The 19,842-nt window shown below is 71.6% G+C and carries 17 protein-coding genes and 1 pseudogene; 10 read left to right on the plus strand and 8 right to left on the minus strand.

Going from position 1 to position 19,842, the window contains the following annotated elements:
* Nucleotides 1-80: 80 nt before the first annotated feature.
* The 3 genes from ACZ51S_RS05585 to ACZ51S_RS05595 are packed head-to-tail and all read right to left on the minus strand — an operon-like array spanning nucleotide 81 to nucleotide 1,829.
* The gene (locus ACZ51S_RS05585) at nucleotides 81-554 is read right to left on the minus strand and encodes an anti-sigma regulatory factor (RefSeq protein ID WP_468474749.1); all 474 of its coding nucleotides are present in this window, start codon (nucleotides 552-554) and stop codon (nucleotides 81-83) included.
* On the minus strand, nucleotides 538-945 hold the full coding sequence (locus ACZ51S_RS05590; protein WP_468802613.1) for an STAS domain-containing protein: 408 nt from the start codon (nucleotides 943-945) through the stop codon (nucleotides 538-540). Before ACZ51S_RS05590 ends, ACZ51S_RS05585 begins: the two co-directional genes overlap by 17 nt.
* Nucleotides 942-1,829 (minus strand): STAS domain-containing protein, encoded by an 888-nt coding sequence (locus ACZ51S_RS05595; protein WP_468474747.1) that lies wholly within the window; start codon nucleotides 1,827-1,829, stop codon nucleotides 942-944. Before ACZ51S_RS05595 ends, ACZ51S_RS05590 begins: the two co-directional genes overlap by 4 nt.
* Before the next feature lie 290 nt (nucleotides 1,830-2,119).
* On the opposite strand from ACZ51S_RS05595, the gene ACZ51S_RS05600 reads away from it, so the two are divergent.
* Nucleotides 2,120-3,187 carry a hypothetical protein gene (locus tag ACZ51S_RS05600; RefSeq protein ID WP_468474746.1) on the plus strand — a complete coding sequence of 356 codons (1,068 nt, stop codon included), beginning with the start codon at nucleotides 2,120-2,122 and terminating at the stop codon, nucleotides 3,185-3,187.
* Between the two features lie 264 nt (nucleotides 3,188-3,451).
* Here the strand turns inward: ACZ51S_RS05600 and ACZ51S_RS05605 are convergent.
* From ACZ51S_RS05605 to eccCa, 5 genes and pseudogenes are all read right to left on the minus strand, one after another.
* Nucleotides 3,452-3,898, minus strand: a pseudogene (locus tag ACZ51S_RS05605) (CdaR family protein); the annotation flags it as partial.
* A gap of 111 nt (nucleotides 3,899-4,009) precedes the next feature.
* Complete coding sequence (locus ACZ51S_RS05610) at nucleotides 4,010-4,219, minus strand: cold-shock protein (protein WP_214940509.1); 210 nt, start codon at nucleotides 4,217-4,219, stop codon at nucleotides 4,010-4,012.
* A gap of 289 nt (nucleotides 4,220-4,508) precedes the next feature.
* Entirely contained in the window at nucleotides 4,509-4,940 is a 432-nt protein-coding gene (locus ACZ51S_RS05615; RefSeq protein ID WP_468474744.1) for a VOC family protein, read from the minus strand.
* 31 nt (nucleotides 4,941-4,971) lie between these two features.
* Nucleotides 4,972-7,458, minus strand: a complete 2,487-nt coding sequence (locus tag ACZ51S_RS05620) for a hypothetical protein (RefSeq protein WP_468959828.1) — start codon at nucleotides 7,456-7,458, stop codon at nucleotides 4,972-4,974.
* Complete coding sequence (gene eccCa / locus ACZ51S_RS05625; RefSeq protein ID WP_468959831.1) at nucleotides 7,455-11,489, minus strand: type VII secretion protein EccCa; 4,035 nt, start codon at nucleotides 11,487-11,489, stop codon at nucleotides 7,455-7,457. The genes ACZ51S_RS05620 and eccCa overlap by 4 nt, the downstream gene beginning before the upstream one ends.
* A 275-nt stretch (nucleotides 11,490-11,764) precedes the next feature.
* Between eccCa and ACZ51S_RS05630 the strand changes: the two genes are divergently transcribed.
* From ACZ51S_RS05630 to ACZ51S_RS05670, 9 genes are all read left to right on the plus strand, one after another.
* Nucleotides 11,765-12,133 carry a hypothetical protein gene (locus ACZ51S_RS05630; RefSeq protein ID WP_468474741.1) on the plus strand — a complete coding sequence of 123 codons (369 nt, stop codon included), beginning with the start codon at nucleotides 11,765-11,767 and terminating at the stop codon, nucleotides 12,131-12,133.
* A gap of 82 nt (nucleotides 12,134-12,215) precedes the next feature.
* Nucleotides 12,216-13,595 carry a type VII secretion integral membrane protein EccD gene (gene eccD, locus ACZ51S_RS05635; protein WP_468474740.1) on the plus strand — a complete coding sequence of 460 codons (1,380 nt, stop codon included), beginning with the start codon at nucleotides 12,216-12,218 and terminating at the stop codon, nucleotides 13,593-13,595.
* Nucleotides 13,596-13,696: 101 nt separating this feature from the next.
* Entirely contained in the window at nucleotides 13,697-15,166 is a 1,470-nt protein-coding gene (eccB, locus tag ACZ51S_RS05640; RefSeq protein ID WP_468959833.1) for a type VII secretion protein EccB, read from the plus strand.
* Between the two features lie 128 nt (nucleotides 15,167-15,294).
* Nucleotides 15,295-15,633 (plus strand): hypothetical protein, encoded by a 339-nt coding sequence (locus tag ACZ51S_RS05645; protein WP_468474738.1) that lies wholly within the window; start codon nucleotides 15,295-15,297, stop codon nucleotides 15,631-15,633.
* Between the two features lie 67 nt (nucleotides 15,634-15,700).
* Entirely contained in the window at nucleotides 15,701-15,997 is a 297-nt protein-coding gene (locus ACZ51S_RS05650) for a WXG100 family type VII secretion target (protein ID WP_468474737.1), read from the plus strand.
* A gap of 155 nt (nucleotides 15,998-16,152) precedes the next feature.
* Nucleotides 16,153-16,590, plus strand: coding sequence for a hypothetical protein (locus ACZ51S_RS05655; protein WP_468474736.1), 438 nt, complete (start codon nucleotides 16,153-16,155; stop codon nucleotides 16,588-16,590).
* Nucleotides 16,591-16,631: 41 nt separating this feature from the next.
* Nucleotides 16,632-18,878: a hypothetical protein gene (locus ACZ51S_RS05660; protein ID WP_468959835.1), complete on the plus strand. Its 2,247-nt coding sequence runs from the start codon at nucleotides 16,632-16,634 to the stop codon at nucleotides 18,876-18,878.
* Nucleotides 18,879-18,923: 45 nt separating this feature from the next.
* Complete coding sequence (locus ACZ51S_RS05665) at nucleotides 18,924-19,487, plus strand: YbaB/EbfC family nucleoid-associated protein (RefSeq protein ID WP_468474734.1); 564 nt, start codon at nucleotides 18,924-18,926, stop codon at nucleotides 19,485-19,487.
* Nucleotides 19,480-19,788 (plus strand): hypothetical protein, encoded by a 309-nt coding sequence (locus ACZ51S_RS05670; RefSeq protein WP_468474733.1) that lies wholly within the window; start codon nucleotides 19,480-19,482, stop codon nucleotides 19,786-19,788. The genes ACZ51S_RS05665 and ACZ51S_RS05670 overlap by 8 nt, the downstream gene beginning before the upstream one ends.
* Nucleotides 19,789-19,842: the final 54 nt, after the last annotated feature.

Consider the following 19,842-nt stretch of genomic DNA (forward strand, 5'->3'; position numbering starts at 1 on the left):
GAGCCGCCCCGCGGTGCGCGGTGCGTCCCGCACCGCTCTTCCCTGGCCCGGAGGCGACACCGGTGACACGCCGCGGGACGTCAACGCCGCCACCGCGTGGTGATGATCGTCGTACCGGCGCCCGGCTCCGTGCGCACCTCGAACTCGTCCATCAGGCGGCGCGCTCCGCCCAGCCCGTGGCCCAGGCCCACCCCGGTGCTGTAGCCGTCGGTCAGGGCGGCCGCCAGATCGGGGATGCCCGGGCCGTGGTCACTGATCGTCAGGCGCAACCCGGTGCGTCCTTCCTCCCGCGCGGCATCGATCGTCAGGCTCCCGCCGCCGCCGTGGACGTAGGCGTTGCGCGCCAGTTCGCTGGCCGCGGTGATCACGCGGGTCTGGTCGATGATGGAGAAGCCGGCCGCGACCGAGGCCGAACGGACGGCATGCCGGACCATGAGCAGGTGGTCCTCCGTGGTCAACGGGATCAGGAGGGGCCCGTCGTCGGGGACGGCCGACTGCGGGGCGTCCGGGTGGCCGCCGTCCCTGGTGTGCTTGCCGTCAGCCAGCGGCCTCATCTGGCGCCCCTTCCCGGGGCGGCGCCGTCCGGGTCCAGCCCAGCGCGGCCATGCCCTGTTCGGCGTGCAACGCCGTTTCCACACCGGCCAGTTCGATTCCCAGCTCCACGAGGGTGATGGCCACCGGAGGGCGCATCCCCGCGACGATCACCCTGGCTCCCAGCAAACGGGCCATGCTCGTGACCTCCAACAGGTTCCGTGCCACGAACGAGTCGATGATCTCCAGTCGGGAGATGTCGATGAGGACACCCCGTGCCCGGTCGGCGGAGATCCGCTCGGTGAGCTCCCGCGCGAAGGCGACGGCCGACTTGTCGTCCAGCTCGTCGAGCAGCCCGGTGACCAGCACGTCGCCGAGACGCAGGATCGGCACGGCCGAGGAGGGCGCCGTCACCGGATGACCGGAGCACGGGGCGCCGGCGCGGAACCGCCGGTGATCTTCACTGCTTCGGACAGGGCCTCGGCGAGCGTGGCCCGGGTGAGGATGTCGAAGAGGTCGATGCCCAACTGCGCGATGGTCTGGGCGATGGTGGGACGGATCCCGCTGATGACGCAGTCCGCACCCATCAGGCGCACCGCCCGCACGGTCTGCATCAGGTGCTGGGCCACGGCCGTGTCGACGGTCGGGACCCCGGTGATGTCGATGATCGCGACCTGGGCGTCCTCGTCCTGGATGGCTTGGAGCAGGTTCTCCATCACCACCTGGGTGCGCGCGGTGTCCAGGGTGCCGATCAGGGGCACCGCGACGACCTGCCGCCACAGCCGGACGACCGGCGTCGAGACCTCCAGCAACTGCCGGCTCTGCCGCCGGATGATGTCCTCGCGGCCTTCCACGTAGGTGGCGAAGGACAGCGCGCCGGCCGCGTCGAGGAGCCGGTTGATCAGCAGCGCCGCGGCGAGCAGCGCGTGGGGGTCGTCGATGCTCTCCTGGACGATCCCGAGCAGGACCTCCTTGAGGGCCAGTACGGACAGCGAGGTCGCCGTCGGTGCCGCCCCGGCCCGTGCCCGGCGCAGCGACAGGTCCCGGACCGCCTCGCGCAGTTCGCGGTGCTCGGCGGCCACCCGCTCCACGGGCAGCGCGCCGTCCAGACCGCCCAGGAGCGCGGAGGCCAGCACGTCCGCTTCGTAGCGCAACTCGCGCTCGCTGTTGGCGGGGTCCATGGGGGCCCGCTCCATCTGCAGCAGGACCCAGCGGTCAGCTATGTCGTCGGCCCGGCCCTTCAGCGACTCCACCACGAGACCTCGGACATCGGCCGTACCGGCCGCACTGCTGACCACGCGGGTCTCCCTTCACCGGCTGCCCAAGCGCCCCCGTCGGCACCAAGAGTTGATGCACGGCAATAGTTGCTCTACGGCAAATATACGCACAGCGGGCCAGGCGGGTAAAGGCCGAACAAGTCAATACGGGCAGAACCGGCCGAACTCCCTCTCGGCGACGGCGGCTTGGCAGCCGAGTCGCGGCGCAGCGTGCCGGGGTGCGCCGAGAGTCGCGGGCCAAACGAGTCCGGCCCTTGGCCTGAACGTTCGCTTACCGTGACCGTGATCAGGCACGATGACACATCGTGCTCATGAACCTCGTCAGTGTCATCGGTCTCGCCGTCCTCCTCTGGGCGATCCTCAGTACCGCGCGCAACGCCCAGCGCAACCGGAAGGCCGGGCGCTTCGACGCCGCCGCATACGGGCTCGTCCCCCGCGAACAGCTCGACACCCGCCACTCGGGGCCGCCCCGGGACGAGCCCGCGCTGCGCCTGGCCGTCGAGTCCGCCTTCGACGGTGAATGGGCGCCGGCCGCCGCGATGCTCGCGGCGGCCTCGGAGTCGGAGGACTGGGCCGAGCGCTGGCGGCTCGTCCAGGTGTTCGCGGACGTCTGCGTGGAGGACGAGCACTGGCTGCGCGTCTGGCGCGCGACACGCCCGCAGGACGCGGACGCCGTCGTCGTGCACGCCCACTCCATACTGCTGCGCGCCTGGGAGGCCCGCGGCGAGAAGGACATCAGGCACACCTCGGACGAGCAGGTCGCGCGCTTCTCCGAGCTGCTCCCGACCGCCGTGCACGCCGCGGGAGAGGCGGCACGGCTGGCACCGCGCGACCCGTCGCCGTGGATCACCATGGTCGCCGCCGCGCGGGGGCTGGGGCTCCCGCACGACGAGTTCCGGCGGCTGTGGGGCGAGGTCGTCAGCCGCGCGCCGCACCACTACGACGCCCACTGGCAGGCCCTCCAGTACTGGTGCCAGAAGTGGCACGGCTCCCAAAAACTGATGTTCCAGTTCGCCAGGGCGGCGGCCGAGTCCGCCCCGCCCGGCAGCCTGCTGACGGGGATCCACCTCCACGCCGTGTACGAAGCCGCCCGCCAGGAGGGCGACGGGGCCTACCGCACCTGGGCCACCAGGTCCATGCTGGCCCGCGTGCGGGAGGACTTGGCCCAGGCCGCCCCGGACGACCGCCTGCTGCCCTCCGTACGGCATCTCTACGCCGCCGCACTCGTGAAGACGGGGCGGTTCCCCCAGGCCCTGGAGCAGTTCCGGCTCATCGGCGGGTGGTGCGGCGCGGCCCCCTGGGACGACCACGCCGATGTCGCCGCCGCCTTCGACCACGCCCGCGGACTGGCGGCCCTGCACTCCCGGTCCACGGGCTGAGCCGGCTCCGGGGCCCGCGTACGGCGCCGCGTCGTACGCGGGTCGGCCACCGACGTGGATGCCGGGGCGAGACGGCCGAGGAGGTACGGCCCTACCGGCCCGCGCTCGTCCCGGTCGGAGTGGTCCGACTCCTCGGTCACCGCTGAACCTTCCGCGACCCTCCTCAGACCGACCGGGCCCGGCTTGGGTGAGCGTGTGGATCCGTTCCAGCCGACAGGTGAAGGCTCGCACGCTGAGCGAGAGCCGATCAGGGGACTGTGGACCGCCGCGGGCCTGCTGGAGCGGGCCGAGTACGCTCTCGACCAGGTCGGCCATGGCCTGCCGGTACCGGGTGAGGACGGGGTGGACGAGGAGGTCGGCCGCGTACAGCACCGGACTGTCGAGCTCCAGACGTGCGGCGAGGTCGAGGGCGTTCAGGGCTTCCTCGTATGACTGGACCACTCCGCTTGCCCTCTGGTGGGAGCGGCCGATGGCCACCTGGCCTCCGTCGGCGGCTCCGTACGCCTGCTTGGCGAAGTACGCCAGGACGTCGGGCTGGTCTCCGGGAGCCACACGGATGGGCCGGCCGTCCTTCGTCGCGAGCAGGATCCCGCGGTTGCCGAAACTCGCCGGCATGGCTTCCTCGATGCCGCTAGCAACGGAGTATCCGTCGCCGTAGGGCTCCGGGCCGGTGGCGAGGGCCACCGCGTGAGCCTGCGACAGGCGCAGCCCACTAGCTGCGCCCCCGCCTCACTGTGTCACCAGACCCATGCGACTGAGCGCGCCAGTCGCCAGACCGGCCAACTGGCGCGCTCAGCACAGGTCGCGGTTCAGCTGGAGTCTTCAGATGACCTGTACCTCCTCCGCCTGCATGCCCTTCTGCCCGCGGGTAACGATGAACGAGACCTGCTGGCCCTCCTTCAGGGACTTGAATCCGTCCGACTGGATGGCCTTGAAGTGCACGAAGAGGTCATCGCCACTCTGCGGCGTGATGAAGCCGAAGCCCTTCTCGTCGTTGAACCACTTCACGGTTCCGGTCTGCCGATCACTCATGTCCACTCCAGGGGAGTCCTGACGGCCTCGTGCCGTCGGACTGATCTTGGTGCGCAAGCGTGGAGTGCAAACGCAGTTGCCGCTGAGAGCGAACATCGGCAGACCCGGCAGGACGATCGCTCGACGTCGAACAGGGGTGTGGCGTTGGGCGGGATGACTCCCGCCGCATGCGGGACCCGAGAGGTACGCGGGAGACCGGCCTTGGGGAACATCGGGGCAGCCGACATCGGCTGCCCCGATGTTCCCCAAGGCCGGAGATGGCTCCCCACCTCGCAGTCTCAGAGGAGGATCAGGTGAGGCAGAACTCGTTGCCCTCGATGTCCTGCATCGTGATGCACGACTCGTTGACGCCATCAGCGCGCTGCGTCAGCACGTGTTTCGCGCCGAGTGCCATCAGTCGTGCGCATTCGGCCTCAAGTGTGGCGAGGCGCTCCTCACCCACGAGCCCGGTGCCGGCCCGCACATCGAGATGCACCCGGTTCTTGACGACCTTGCCTTCGGGAACTCGCTGGAAGAGCAAGCGCGGGGCCACACCCGAGGGATCGGTGCACGCGAAGTAGATCTCATCCTCGGGCGGCAGCGAGAGGTGGTACTCCTCCCACGTGGCGAAGCCCTCCGGGACCGTCGGCACGACGTACCCCAGCACCTCGCACCAGAAGGCGGCGAGGCGCGCAGGCTCCGCGCAGTCGAAGGTCACTTGGAACTGCTTGATCGTTGACATCGGCGCACGATAACAGGGCCCTGCTCATCTCTCACCGCAGGGCCGCTCCCGGGGCCACGTGGAAGCGTGACGCGCTCGACAGGGTGCGGCGGTCGTGGGGTTCGAGCATGTCCCTGCGCTCGAACCAGTCGGTCAGGCGCGTTCGGGCCTGCGCGTCACGCTGCCGGAAGCGGTCGTCCGTCCCGTCCGCCGACCGGGCGTCCGCGGGCGAGACCTCTCGGAGCAGTACGCGGATCGGGGACGCGTCGTCCTGAGGCAGATGGAGGGCCAGTACCGAGAAGGCCGTGCCCGGTGGGAACACCACCTCCGGTTCGTCGTCCGTACCGAGGAAGACGGACGTACGGCGGCCGGTGGTGGACCAGATCCCGAACTCGACCGCGCCCCCCAGCTCGACGTCGCACGCCGGGACGGCCGCCACCGCGGCGGGCTCGACGAAGACCGCACCCGGCACGTACCGGTCCAGCGGCACCTCCTGCGCCGGAGCGGCGAGCATGACCGCCCCGTAGTGACCCGGCAGACGGCGCAGGCCCGAGCCCAGGCAGCGCAGCAGCGGGGTGAAGGGGCCCGGTGCGGCTGCCCGCGCGGCCTCGGCCAGTCCAGCGCGGGACACCGGGTCGGGGGAGTCGGCCTGGTACAGCGCGATGGCGACCATGTCCGGCTTGAGGTCGTCCTGAACCGTGGAGCGCAATGAGGGCAACCGGGAGGCCAGCAACTCCGTCCTGCCGGCGAGGATGTGGTACCGCTCACCGAGGAGCCCCCGGAGAGCCACTCGGTCCCTGGGGCCGCTGCGCACCCCCGGTCCCGGTGTCGGCTCGGCAGCGGCAGCGGGGACGGATACCGCTCGCGACGCCGGGTCGTCGCCGCCGTGCGGTCCAGCCGGCGGGGTGGTGGGGGCGGGCCCCTCGTCCGGCTCGGGCAGCGGCGGGACCTCCGGCTCCCCCGGTTCCGGGGCGCTGCCGGCCGGTTCGACCGCGGCCTGAGGCGGGGCCTGTCCGGTACGGACCTCAGGCGCGGACCCGGACGTCGTGGGACCCGGCCGGTGCGGATCCGGCACCACGGCCCGGGGCCGGCCCGCCGCCCCATCGGGTTCGTTCCCGTGGACCAGCAGTCCGTACGGCTCCGCCGCGCCCAGGTCCGGCAGCGCGGCCAGCACTCCGGGCAGCGCCTGCCGAATTTCGGGGCCGACGCATTGTTCCCCGTCGCCCACGACCAGGACAGGGCGCGCCGGGTCGGGACGCAGCATGCGGGGCCGGGAGTCCTGCACCTGGCCCGCCGGGCGCAACCAGAGCCCCGCCGGTACGGACTCCAGTACCCAGCCCTCCAGGTCCGCGCACCGGTGCAGGGCCGGCGTCAGCGCGTCCATTCCGGGCAGCCGAAGCCACGCCGACGGCACCACGCGGCGGTGCTCGGGCGAGGCGGCGAGTTCGAACAGCGGGGGCTGCCACGTGGGTGCGCCCCGCTCGTCGAGGATCGTGGTGGCGTGGTCGTCGGCCATCCGTACGGGGAGGCCGACGACCACCCGTACCGTACGGCCGAAGTGGTCCGCGAGGGCCACGGCCATGGCGGTGAGCTCCGACGGTGCGGCCCACGGCGCGGCCAGCAGCACGTCCTGCGAGTCCGCCGCGGCCTCCGGCACGCGGTCCAGGAGTTCGGCGGCGGTCAGCGCCGGCTGCCGCGGGGAGCCGACCCCCAGGAGAAAGGTGCCCGGGCCGACGCCGATCAGGGACTCGGCCGCTTCGGGCAGTCGCCCCAGCCAGAGCCCGCCCGGAACAGGATGGCTCTCGTCCCGCGACGGTGCCGCTCCGAACCCGTGCGCACCGCCCCGGGACTCCGCCACGACGGGGACGGGAGGCACGGGCGCCGGGAGCGGTTCCTCCTCCTGCGCGGGTTCTCCGTCCCGGCCGGTCCGGGAGGCCGCCCGCGTGCTCCCGTCCTGCCCCGGATCCTCGTCCGGCACGAGGCGAAGAGCCACCGGTGGGTCCTCGTCCTCGTCGCCCGGCTGCGCGGGAAGGCCGTCGTCGGGTGCGGCCGCCTCCGGCTCCTGCGACCCGGTCTGTCCGCTCTCCCGCTCCCCCGCCCCCGGCGGCCACCCCGCCGCCAGCTCGCGCGGCTCCGCTCCCGGCTCCGTGAGCCACCAGGTCCCCGGCTCCCCGATCCGCAGCGCGCCGTCCGGCTCGATGCTCACCACGCCGTCCGGAGCGATCACCGTGAAGTCCGCCGTCGCGGCGACCGTCTCCACCGGGCGGCTGCCGTGGGGGCCCGGCGCCGCCAGGCCCGAGGCGGCGAGTACCAGGCGGGTCGCGCCGCGCTCCCCTGCGAGGGCGACCAGGTCCGGCAGGGCACGGCGGAGCACCGGTGCCGAGTCCGGCGCGGCGGCCAGGACCAAGAGCGCGTCGGGCAGCGGAGGCAGCCCGCTCAGCGCGGCCGTCAGAGCCGCGGCCGTCTCTTCGGGCGCGATCAGCAGGTGCGGGCCGACGGAACGTACCCTCGATCCGGTGGCGGGGGCGGACGTGGTCATCCGGCGTGTCCGTTCTGCGGGGTCTGGCCGTCGGGGTCGAGCAGTGGGGTCTGGAGCTGCACCGTGCGGCGGCGGGTGATGTGCAGTGCGCGTCCGGTGGGCAGCACCTTCGGCTTCGTACCGCCGAAGAGATAGCCCTCGGTGGGCGGGCAGGACAGCAGGACGGCCGGTGTGTTGATGTCCTGGAGCTTGCGCAGGAGCTGGTCGGACAGGCCGCGTCCGGCTCCGTTGGCGGAGCGGGCGACGATGACGTGCAGGCCGATCTCCGCACCCTGGGCGAGGTGGTCGAGGACGGCGGCGAAGGGGTGGGCCGACATCGAGCTGTTGACCAGGTCGTAGTCGTCGACGAGCACGAACAGTTCCGGGCCGCTCCACCAGTCGCGCAGCCGCAGCCGGTCCGGGGTGATGTCGGCGGGCGGGATGCGGTTGGTGAGCGCCTTGGCGGCGCCGGCGACCATCTGGCGCAGCGGGTCGGCGGAGACCGCGTAGCCGAGGCGGTACTCCTCGGGCACGGTCTCGTACATCTCGCGGCGGAAGTCGACCAGCATCAGGCGGCCCTGGTCGGGGGTGTAGGCGCGCATGATCTGGGTGGCGATGTGCTTGAGGAGGTTGGTCTTGCCGGTCTCGCTGTCGCCGACGACGATCAGGTGCGGGTCCTGGGAGAAGTCGTGCCACAGCGGCTGGACGTCATGCTCCTCCAGGCCGAGCGGGATCCTCAACGAGCCGTGAGGTTCCGGCAGTGCGGCGGCGTCGAGGACCAGCGGCAGCATCCGGACCTCGGGGGCGCGCGGGCCGGACCAGTGGTCGGCGACGACGTCGACCAGATCGGCGACACCTTCGCCGAGGTCGTGGGCGGTGCCGATGCCGTCCATGCGGGGCAGCGCGCACAGGAAGTGCATCTGGTCGGCGGTCAGTCCGCGGCCGGGCGTCTTGGGCACCTTGCCCGCCGCGCGCATGTTGACGACCGAGTCCACGGGGTCGCCGAGGCGCAGTTCGAAACGGGTCTGGAGCTGGTCGCGCAGGGCTCCGGTGATCTCGCCCCAGCGGGTGGTACCGACGAGCAGGTGAACGCCGTAGTTGAGGCCGCGCTGGGAGATCAGGGTGAGCGGCTGGACGAGGTCCATGAACTCCTGGCGCAGGGTGTTCCAGCCGTCGACGACCAGGAACACGTCTCCGTGCGGATCGTCGGGCAGCTCCCCGGCCGCCTTCTTGCGGCGGAAGGCGGCGATGGAGTCGATCCCGAGTTCGGCGAAGTACTGCTCGCGACGGGTGATGACCGCGTTGACCTCGGCGATCGTACGGGCGACGCGATCCGGGTCGTGACGGCCGGTGATCCCGCCGACGTGCGGCAGGCCGCGCAGACCCGACAGGGTCCCGCCGCCGAAGTCCAGGCAGTAGAACTGCACCTCGGCCGGGGTGTGGGTGAGCGCGAGCGCCGCCATCAGGGTGCGGATCAAGGTGGACTTGCCGGACTGCGGGGCTCCGGCGATGCCGATGTGTCCGTCGGCGCCGCCCAGGTCGGCCATCAGCAGGTCACGGACCTGCTGGAAGGGCCGGTCGACGACACCGACGGGAACCTTGAGGCCGCCGCGGGCCCCGCCCTCGACGGTGAAGCCGTGCTCCGGGTCGGGTCCGATCGGGGGCAGCAGTTCGTCCAGCGTCGGTGGCACGTCCAGGGGCGGCAGCCACACCTGGTAGGCGGGGGGACCCGCGTCGACGAGGCGTTCGGCACCGATGTCGAGGAGCGTCCCGGTCGCCTCGGTCTCGGCTTCGTCCTCCGTGTCCGGGGCGGTGGGCAGCACGCGCGGGGCGACGTAGTCGGTGCCGAAGGCCACGACCTGGCCCTCGATGACCGCGCGTTGGGCGGCCGGACGGCGCTTGGGCTGGTAGGCGCCGGAGACGTAGGCGGCCTTGAAACGGGTGAGGGTGGAGATGTCGCTGCGCAGGTAGCCGTTGCCAGGCTGGGAGGGCAGTTGGTAGGCGTCGGGTACGCCCAGGACGCCTCGGGACTCCATCGCGGAGAAGGTGCGCAGGCCGATCCGGTACGACAGGTGGGACTCCAGCTGGTGCACGCGCCCCTCGTCGAGACGCTGGGAGGCGAGCAGCAGGTGGACGCCGAGGGAGCGGCCGAGGCGGCCGATCATGACGAAGAGGTCCATGAAGTCGCGGTGGGCGGCCAGCAGCTCGGAGAACTCGTCGACGATGACGAACAGTGTGGGCAGCGGATCCAGCGGGGTGCCGGCGGCGCGGGCCGTCTCGTACTCCAGGAGGGAGGCGTAGTTGCCCGCGGCGCGCAGCAGTTCCTGGCGGCGGATCATCTCGCCGTGCAGCGCGTCACGCATGCGGTCCACCAGGTCGGACTCGTCGGCGAGGTTGGTGATGACGGCGGAGGTGTGGGGCAGGCCGTCCAGGCCGAGGAAGGTGGCGCCGCCCTTGAAGTCGACCAGGACGAAGTTGAGGATCTCGGAGGAGTGGGTCAGCGCCAGGGCGAGGACGAGGGTGCGCAGGAGCTCCGACTTGCCGGAGCCGGTGGCGCCGATGAGCATGCCGTGCGGGCCCATGCCTCCCTGGGCGGACTCCTTGATGTCGAGGTCGATGGGCGTGCCGTCGGGGCCGAGGCCGAGTGGAACCCGCAGCTTGTTGGACTGGTTGCGCTGGGCCCAGTGCTCCTTGACGTCGAAGCGGTGCAGGTCCTGGATGCCGAGCAGGGCGGTCAGATCGAAGTCGGTGGCCAGCGGCTCGCCCTGCTCGACGCTGTCGCCCAGCCGGTACGGGGCCATGGCCGCGGCCAGCCGGGTGGCCGCGGCAGGCCCCAGACCGTCCGGAACACCGAGCGAGGTGGCCTGGTCCTTGCGGTTGCGGTCGGCTACGACCATCTCCAGGGCGCTGCCGGTGGCGTCCTGGTCTCTGGTGATCCGCAGGCGGAGGATGAGCCTGCTGTGCTTCCACTCCAGCGTGGAGCCGACATCGACGACGGTGGCGTTGCGGTAGCCGGCGAGCGCGGCCCGGTGGGGGGCGGTGAACGCGGCTCCGTCGAGCACGATGACCGTGTACGGCTCGTCACGGCTCGGGGTGGCGTCGGGCTCGTAGGGCGGCCGGGCGCCGAACTCCTCGCCGAGCAGCTGCTCCAGTTCACCGATCGTTCCGGCGACGAGCCGCAGCGGCCCCGCGCCGTCGGTCCCGGTGGGGTGCAGGGCGTGCGGCAGCCACTTGGTCCACTCCCAGTGCGCGCGCCGGTCGGGCGCGGCGACCACCGCGACGCGCAGCTCGTCGGGCGCGTGGAAGGTGGCCAGCTGGGCGAGGACCGCGCGGACCAGTGCACGGGGCCGGTCGTCGGCGCCGTCCGGCGCCCCGCCGTCGGCTTCGGCTCCGTCAGCGGTCCGGATCAGGACGTGGGAGAAGCCGCGCAGGTGGATGGCGACGGGCTGGCCGGCGATGGAGCCGTACGCGTGGATGAAGCGGCGCAGCGCGTGGGCGCTGAGCGGTTCGAGGTCTTCGACCGGCTTGGTGGCGAGCGGGGCGAGGCGCACCGCGAGGCGCTGGGAGCCCAGCGCGATCCGTACGTCGCTGAAGTCGGGGTGGGACGAGCGCCGCTCCCACAGCCGCGAGGTCCGCACCAGGGAGGCCAGCTCGGCCGGGTCGGGGTGCCGCCATGCCAGGGCCTCCTGTTGGCGCAGGACCTCCTTCCGCACCTGGCGTCGCATCTGCGTCAGGTAGCGCAGGTAGTCACGGCGCTCGCCGGTCAGTTCCTGTTTGCGGTCGGCGTTGCCGCGCATGATCTGGGTGACGACCATGCCGATCGCGGACACGGCCATGGTGCCCATCGCGATGTACGTCATGATGCCGCCGTTGGGCCGCAGGAAGATGAACACCATGGAGAGCGAGGACAGCGCCATCGGCACCATCGTGATGATGCTGCCCATGCCGTTCTGCTTCTCCGGCAGGCCGGGTGGCTCCTGGAGCTGGATCTCGCCGTCCGGCATCTCGGGGCCCGGCCGCCGTGGTGGGCGGTTGACTTGTACCACGCTCAACGAACAACGCTCCTCACGCCTGGTGGCCCACTGTGTGCGGATTCCTCGTCAGTCGGGAACGGACGGGCGGTGCCGGACGGTTCAAACCGCTCGCGCGGTGCCCCGGGTGAACCTCGACGGCCGAGGGACGCGTTGATCACTCCGTAGGACAGGAGCGGACGAAGGGTGGGAGACTGTGCGACTACGTGCGCGCGCCGGGGCGTCGTACCGACCGGTCTCCGGGGTGGGCGAGGCGGTGTGTGCACGCCCGTCGTGGCGGTGTCTGCGGGAGAGCGGTGTACGGGGACCAGGACACAGAGGCGCACGAGACGCGCGCGCTGCTGAGCGCGTGGCTGCCGAGCACGCGCCCGGAGGACGAGGATCCGCTCGCCGGAACCGCGACCGGCCTGGACGTGCCGGAGGCCACAGCGTCCGAGGTGGAGGACACGCTGGTCCGGCTGCTCGGCCCCACCACCCCCGCTGACGCGCCGGCGCGGGAGACCCGGCTGATCGCGCGCGTGCTCGTGGTCGACGAGCATCCGGCGGCGGGCGGCTGGAGCGAGGACGAGCGGCGGACCGTGGCGGACCTGGTCGCCGTGCTCCTGGCACGGCACGGAGAGCAGGGCGTCGAGGCACTCGTACGCGAACTGCGTCGCCGCGGCTGAACCCGCCGCCCGGCTCCTTCCGTTCAACTGCACGCCGAGGGCGTTCCCACCTCGGCTGGACAGCGGGAAGGACACGCGGGCAGTGAGCGGTAGCGCGGTGACGGGGCTGTGCCGGTTGAGGTTCCACGGGCCACACAAGCTGGTCGAACTCTCCGTACCGGCCGACGTTCCCCTGGCGGACCTGTTGCCGACCATCATCGGCTACTCCGGGGACGGCCTGGAGGAGGAGGCCGTCGAGGCCGGCGGCTGGGTGCTTCAGCGGCTCGGCGAGGAGCCACTGGACGAGGAGCGGACGGCGCAGGCCCTGGGCCTGCGGGACGGCGAACGCCTCTACCTGCGGCTGCGCCGCGAGTCACTGCCGGAGGTGCACTTCGACGACGTCGTCGACGGCGTCGCGGCCGGGCTCGACCGGCGCGGCGACGCGTGGCGCCCTGCCCTCACCCACCACTTGGCGCTCGGCCTCTCGCTGCTCGCGCTGGCGGGCGGCTTCCTCCTCCTGGCCCTCTCCGGTGGCATCGGGCCGCTGCGGGTGGTCTCGGCGGCCGTGACCGGGATGCTGCTGCTCCTGGGCGCCGGCAGCGCCGCGCGGGCGGTGGGCGACGCGGGGGCCGGTACGGCGCTCGGCGCTGCGGCGGTCCCCTACCTGGCACTGGCCGGGGCACTGCTGCCGACCGGGGACAGCGACCTGACGGCCGCCCGCCTGCTCGCGGGCGGTTCGGCGGCCGCGAGCGCCTCGGTCCTCGCGCTCGCGGCCGTGGCCTGTTCGGCACCCCTGTTCCTCGGGCTGCTCATCACCGCGGTTGCCACGTCGGTGGCGGGTGCCCTCCTCCTGGCGGGGTTCACGGCCTCGGAGACGGCGGGGATGCTGGCCGTGCTGGTGGTGGCGTTCGGGGCGTTCCTGCCCGGGTTCGCCTTCCGGCTCTCGGGGCTGAAGCTGCCCGCGCTGCCGCGCAGCGCCGAGGAGCTCCAGGAGGACATCGAGCCGTATCCCGCGCAGGACGTCGTGGACCGCAGTGCCGTGGCCGACGGCTATCTCACCGCCTTCCACGTGGTGACCGGCGCCCTGTGCGCCGGCTGCCTCACGCTGATGGCCTCCGCGCCCGGCTGGGCTCCCGTGGCACTGGCGGCCGTGCTGTCCCTGCTGCTGGTCCTGCACGCCCGGGAGCTGGGCTCCCGGTGGCAGCGGCTGGCCCTGATCCTGCCCGGCGTGTACGGACTCGCCCTGCTCACGACCGCGTGGGCACTCACCCTCGGCCCCACCGGCCGCCTGTACCTGCTGGCGGGACTGACGGCGGTGGCCGCAGCGCTCGCGATCGTCTCGTGGACGCTGCCCGGGCGGCGGATGCTGCCGTACTGGGGGCGGGCCGCCGACCTGCTGCACAGCGCCCTGGCGCTGAGCCTGCTCCCGCTGGCACTGACCGTGGCCGGGGTGTTCGCGTGGGTGCGCGGGCTCACCGGGTGAGTGTTGCCGCCGCCGGCCCCACCGGGGCCGGGACGTCGACGCGGGCCGAATGCCGCCGGACGTCCCCCCGCCCCCACGTACCTTTTCACTGAGGAGTTCACATGCAGTCCAGGCGCGACCAGGTGCAGGCCCACCTGTTCGTGATGAGCAGGCTCGGGGCCGGGATGCTGCGGGGCGAGCCGGACGCCCTGGACCTTCCCACCCGGCGCACCACCCGCGGTGTGCGCACCGGGCTGTTCATCGCCGTCCTCATCGCCCTGGTGATGGGCCTGTACGGGGCGATCAGACCGGGCGGCTCGACGAGCTGGGCCAAGCCGGGGAACCTGGTGGTGGTCAAGGAGACGGGTGCCCGGTACCTGTTCATCGGCGGGGAGCTGCGGCCGGTGCTCAACCAGGCCAGCGCCCGGCTGGTGGCCGGGGAGAAGATGACCGTCACCCAGGTCGGCCTGAAGTCGCTCGCGTCGGCGCCGCGCGGCGGGCCGCTGGGAATCGTGGGCGCGCCGGACGGGCTCCCGGCCGCGTCCGCGCTGTCCAGGGGCGACTGGCTGGTGTGCGGACTGGTGGGCGGTACGGCGTCGGGGAAGGCCGGGCCGGTGGTCTCGCTGGCCGTCGGCTCCGTGAGCCAGGGCCGGGCGCTGGGTCCTGATCAAGGACTCCTGGTGACCACCCCGGACGGCGCCCGCCACGTGCTGTGGCAGGGGAAGCGGCTGCGGCTGGGCGCGGGTGCCGGGACGGCGCTCGGCTACGGCGCGGCCACCCCGGCCCCGTACCCCGTGGCACCGGCCTATCTCAACTCCCTTCCCTCCGGGCCCGATCTGGTCGCGCCCGAGCTCGCGGAGCGTGGCAGTCCCGGTCCCGCCCTCGCCGGGCTGCCGACCCGGGTGGGCCAGCTGTTCACGGGCCCGGGCGGTGAGCCGTACGTCCTGACCGACAAGGGTCTGGCGCCGCTCAGCCGCACCCGGTTCGAGCTGCTGCGCGGTGACCCGCGCACGCAGAACCAGGCGTACGCGGGGGCTCCCGCGGTCGCCGCCGTGGTGGGCGCGGCGGACCTGGCCGCCCACCCGGCGCCGGCCGGGGCCCTGCCGGACGCGGGACTTCCCGCGACGCCGCCCGAACTGGTGGCGCCGGGCGCCGGACAGGGCGTGTGCACGGCGGTCCGGCCTTCGGCGGGCGGCGGGCCCAGCACCCTGGTGACGGTGGTCGACACGGCGGCGGTCGCGGGCCGGCCGGTGACGCCCCAGCCGGGCGTGACGGCGGCGTGCGGCACGGCGGACCGGATCTCCGTACGGCCCGGGGGCGGCGCGCTGGTGCGGGCGCTGTCCGGGGCGGGCGCGGCCGGGACGACGTACCTGGTCGCGGACAACGGCGTGAAGTACCCCCTGCCGACGCAGCAGTCCGCGAAGGCCCTGGGCTACGCGGCCGCGACGGCGGTGGGGGTGCCCGCGACGCTGCTGACCATGCTGCCGTCGGGCCCGGGCCTGGACCCGGAGGCGCTGGCGGCTGCGGGGGTGGTCGACGCACCCGCGGGCCCGCTCGACCCGGTGTGTCCGGAGCCGGTCTCCAAGGGCTGAACGCCGGTGTGTCCACCGTACGACGTGTAGCGGGGGCGGCCGGTGCCGTAGGGCTGGTGAACCCCTCACCCTGAACGGCCCGTTCCCCCTGCCGCGAATCCCACCGACCGTACGACCAAGGAGATCAGGTGTCCGACGTTCCCAACGACAACCTCAAGGTTTCGTCAGCGGTACTCACCCAGACCCTCAACGAGCTGGAGGTGCACCTCCAGACGATGGAGCGCGCCTACACGCAGTCCGAGGACATCGCGCACCAGGTCGCGATGAGCATGCGGTCCTCCGCGGGCACCAAGTTCATCGCGAAGATCGAGAACTGGCAGCGCGGTTACCGCACGGTGATGGCCGAGTACAGGGACCTCCTGGAGGCCGTCGGCACGACCAGCAAGGTCATGACGGACACCGCCGGTGAGGCCGACGCCAACATGGACCTGTGGTCCGGCGACGTCTACGACGTCCTCAGCAAGTGACCCCGGCCGGCGCTTCCCCGTACGCCGCCGCCTCCGCCCCTTCTCCCCTCCTACGTAAGGAACGCGCATGAGCGAAATGGACATGGACATCAAGCATGGCGCGCTTGAGGATGCGAACGCCCAGATGAAGCAGGTCGCCGCCACCATGAACTCGGCCCTGGAGACCGTCGTCCAGCGGCTCGACGCCATCCGGTCCGAGTTCACCGGCGAGGCGGCCAAGGAGTTCGCGGAGTTCAAGCAGGCCGTGAACAGCCTGGACTCCAACCTGTCGCAGCAGTTCAACAAGGGCGCGGACCTGCTGTCGGACGCCCACGGCATCATCCGCAACGGGGACCGCAAGAGCGCCTTCCTCTTCCAGCGCTGAACCCCGCTGCAGGACCCGGCCCGCCCCTGTTCGCCGGGCGTGCCGGGTCCTCGGGTTCCGGGCCGACCGGGCTGAACCTTCGCGCGGTGTGTTTCCGTTCTCCGTGCCGGACGGTCCGGATGGCCTACGACCGAGACTTCGGCAGGAGAGCACGCATGGGAACCCCGAACGACAACGACCCGGACGGCGACAACGAGGGCAAGGTCACGTCGATCACCGACGACGTCCTGCGTGACTACGCCTGGAAGTTCGACACGCTGCTCAGGGACTTCCAGGACCCTGCCGTGATGGCACTGCTCCAGTGGGAGAAGGGCTCGGGCGACAGCAAGATCATGCCGGGCAACGGCAAGGTGCTGCCGAGCGCCCTGACCGTGCAAGAGGGCTTCATGTCGCTCTGCAAACAGCTGAACAGCTCGCTCAACGTGTTCCGCCTCGTCGCGAAGTCCGCCAACCTCGATCTGATGTTCGTCAAGGAGACCTTCCAGAACGCGGACGACGAATCGGTCGACGTCGCCGAGATGTGGGAGATCCTCACCAAAATCCAGCAGGGCTCCGCCCCGAGTACCGGGCCCACTCCCTCGCCCGAGAAGTAGCGCGAGCGCCGTCACCTCCGGAAGGGAGTTCCGCGCACACCATGGCAGACTTCACCTGGGAACAGGCCATCAAGGTGCTTCTTCCCGACACCAATTCGCTGACGAACCGCGATGCGGTGATGTCCGAGAAGTGGCTCGACCAAGAGACCGTCCATGTGGTGACCGTGGCCGGCAACGGCGAGTCCCACGCCAAGAACTTCGACATCTCCCACGTCATCCCCCTCGACACGAACTCGAACGCGAGTGGGCAGCTCTCGTGCGTGATCGGGTTCAACGTGCCGTGGAAGAGGCTCCTGGACAACGGCCAGTCCAAGTTCAACATGTTCCACCACGACGCCAACAAGGCCCTGTCGGCTCTGGTGTTCTCGCCGCGCGATTCCGGTGTCGCCAACTTCACCTCGTTCCAGTCCGCGGCGGCGTTGATCCGTGACGTCAACGCCTGGCTGAGGAAGTGGGGCCCGCTCATCAAGGGATGGGAAGGGAACGTCGACGCCGACGACAGCGAGTGGAAGGGCAGCGCGGCCGGAGCCTTCAAGAAGTTCCTCGACGTCATCTCCACGGAGATGAGCAAGGTCCAGTTCGACCTCGCACAGCCCCAGATCCAGCCCGGCACCAAGCCGCCGGAGACGATCGACCTCTCCGCGGCGAGCGGTTACGAGACGCTCATCTCCGATGCCGAGAACCGGCTGAGGACTTCCGTCTGGAACATGTACACCGAACTCGCGAACTGGTGGTGGCCGCCGGGGAGCCCCCACATGAACCCCGGGGCCAGCCCGGTCAGTCAGATGTACGAGGTGTTCAAGGGGGTCATGTCGGCCGCCACGTGCACCTTCACGTGGAAGCAGAGCGGCAAGGACAAACCCGGAACGGTCAGCTTCTCGGTGGAGAACCTGAGGGTCTTCGACAACAGCGGATCCGAGGTCACCCAGCAGTTCTGGCTCGACGGCATCGAGAGCGTCGCCAAGCAGAACTGGGCGAAGAACCTGAGCGTGCTCGACCAAGCCGCGAAGGCCAACATGGGCCCGCTGGACGACGCGTACCTCAAGCTCGGGAACGCACTGCGCGACGGCATCTACCAGCCCCGTATCCAGATGCCCACCGGTGGCACCGGACCCAACTCCGCAGGGCCCCCGGGAGGAGCCGGAGGTGGCACGGGCGGCGGTACCGGAGGAGGCATCGGCGGCGGCAAGGGCGGCGGTACCGGAGGAGGGATCGGCGGCGGCAAGGGCGGCGGCTCCGGGATCGGCGATCCCTTCGGCAAGAACAAGGGCGGAAACGGCTCGGGCGGCACGGGCGGCCCGAAGACCAAGATCCCCGAGTCCCTCCCGGGCCGGGGGAACGGTGGCCGGACGGGCCCCCCGCCACCGGGCAGCCTGCCCGGGACCGGGTCGACGGGCGGCGGCACCGCTCCGCTGCTCGACAAGAACGGCAAGCCCGTACTCGGCCCCGACGGCAAGCCGGTCATGGTTCCGCCCGGCTCCCGCATCGGCAAGGACGGCAAGGTCTACGACGCGAACGGCAAGCCGGTCATGGGCTCGGGCGGCAAGCAGGTCGTCGCGCCGCCCGGCGGCAAGGTCGGCCAGCCGGCCCCGCGCGACGAGAACCAGAACGGGGGGCTGGCGGGCTCGAACCCGTATGACCAGCTCCGCCTTCCCGAGGGCGCGAAGGTCCTGGCGAACGGAACCGTGGTCGACGCCAAGGGCAAGCCGCTGCTCGACTCCAACGGCAACCCCTACGCCCTGCCCGAGGGAGCCACCCTCAAGGACGGCATCGTCGTCGACGCGAACGGCAAGCCGATCAGCCGCTCCCACCAGCTGCTGACCAACGCCGAGCACGCCATCAACTCGCGTCCGGACGCGAAGATCATGACCAGCGGCGGTGGAACGACCGGCAAACTGCCCGACCTGACCCACTTCGGCTCGGGTGGCGGCGGCCTCGGCGACCCGCCGAAGCCCAAGAGCTTCAGCGCCACGAGCACGGGTGGCGCCACCTTGCTCGGTGAACGGGCGGCCGGCTCCATCGGCCTCCCCGCCGGAAGTCTCGGGAGCACCGCCACGGCAGGCAACGGCGGTTCACAGCAGCAGTCGACCGGCGGCCCCGCGGGCAGCATGACCGGGACGACGACGCCGATGACGCCCCCCATGATGCCCCCGATGAGCCCCGGCGCCGGAGCGGGCGCGGGCCAGCCCAACCAGGGCAACGACCGGCAGCGCACCACGTGGCTCACCGAGGACGAGGAGACCTGGGGCACCGACTCCGGCTCCGTCAGCGGAGTCATCGGCCGCTGACACACGTCACGGCACCACCTACCTCAGCCCCACGAAAGGCGGCCCATGGCCCTCGACTTCGAGAGCATGCTCAAGGACGCGATGTCGGCCCTGCACGGCCAGCGCGACAGGATGCTCGCGGCCAAGCGCGAACTGGACGCGGCGACCGCGTCCGTCACCTCCAAGGACCACATGGTGTCGGTCACGGTCGGCCCCCAGGGCCAGGTGGTCTCGCTCACCTTCCACACCAAGGCGTACCAGTCCATGGCCCCGGCCGAACTGTCCGCCGCCCTGGTCACCGTGCTCAACGAGGCACGGGCCGAGATGGGCGCCCACGTCATCGAGCACATCAAGGGGTTCGAGGACTTCAGCGGACACCTGCGCAGCGTGACGGGATTGAGCGGAATGCCCGGCGACATGGAGGAGCTGCTCAAGCCGCTGCGGGCGATGCGTCCGTCCTTCGGCCTGGAGGAGGCCCAGGAGGAGGCGAGGGCGGCCAGGCAGAAGGAGTTCGCCGCCGAGGACGAGGCGGTGCTCGTCAGCTCTGAACAGGGAGGAAAGCAGGAGGAGTTCGCCCTCGAGCCGGAGAGCCGCATCCCCATCGGGAAGCAGGAGGAGTTCCATGGCTGACGACCTCAAAGTACTCGGCGACCTCAAGGGCAAGTTCCAGTACTACGACGAGTACAAGCGGTGCCTGACCGACCTCAGCCGGACGATCGTGGAGATCAACCGGATCAACAAGGAGTCCGCCGGCCAGGACGAGATCGGCAAGACCTACCACCAGCAGGTCGACGCCCCCACCGAGAACCTCACCGAGACCCTCGCGTACATCACGAAGCGGCTGGGGACGGTGGTGGACGCCGGCAACGAGACCTCCGACGAGATGAAGAAGTCGGACGAGGAGGCGGGCTCCCAGGCGGACGGTTTCTGAGCCGGACCTTCCGACCCGGACGCTGCTGAACCGGACGCTGCTGAACCGTGCGGA

Source organism: Streptomyces sp. NPDC034043, from assembly GCF_055575675.1.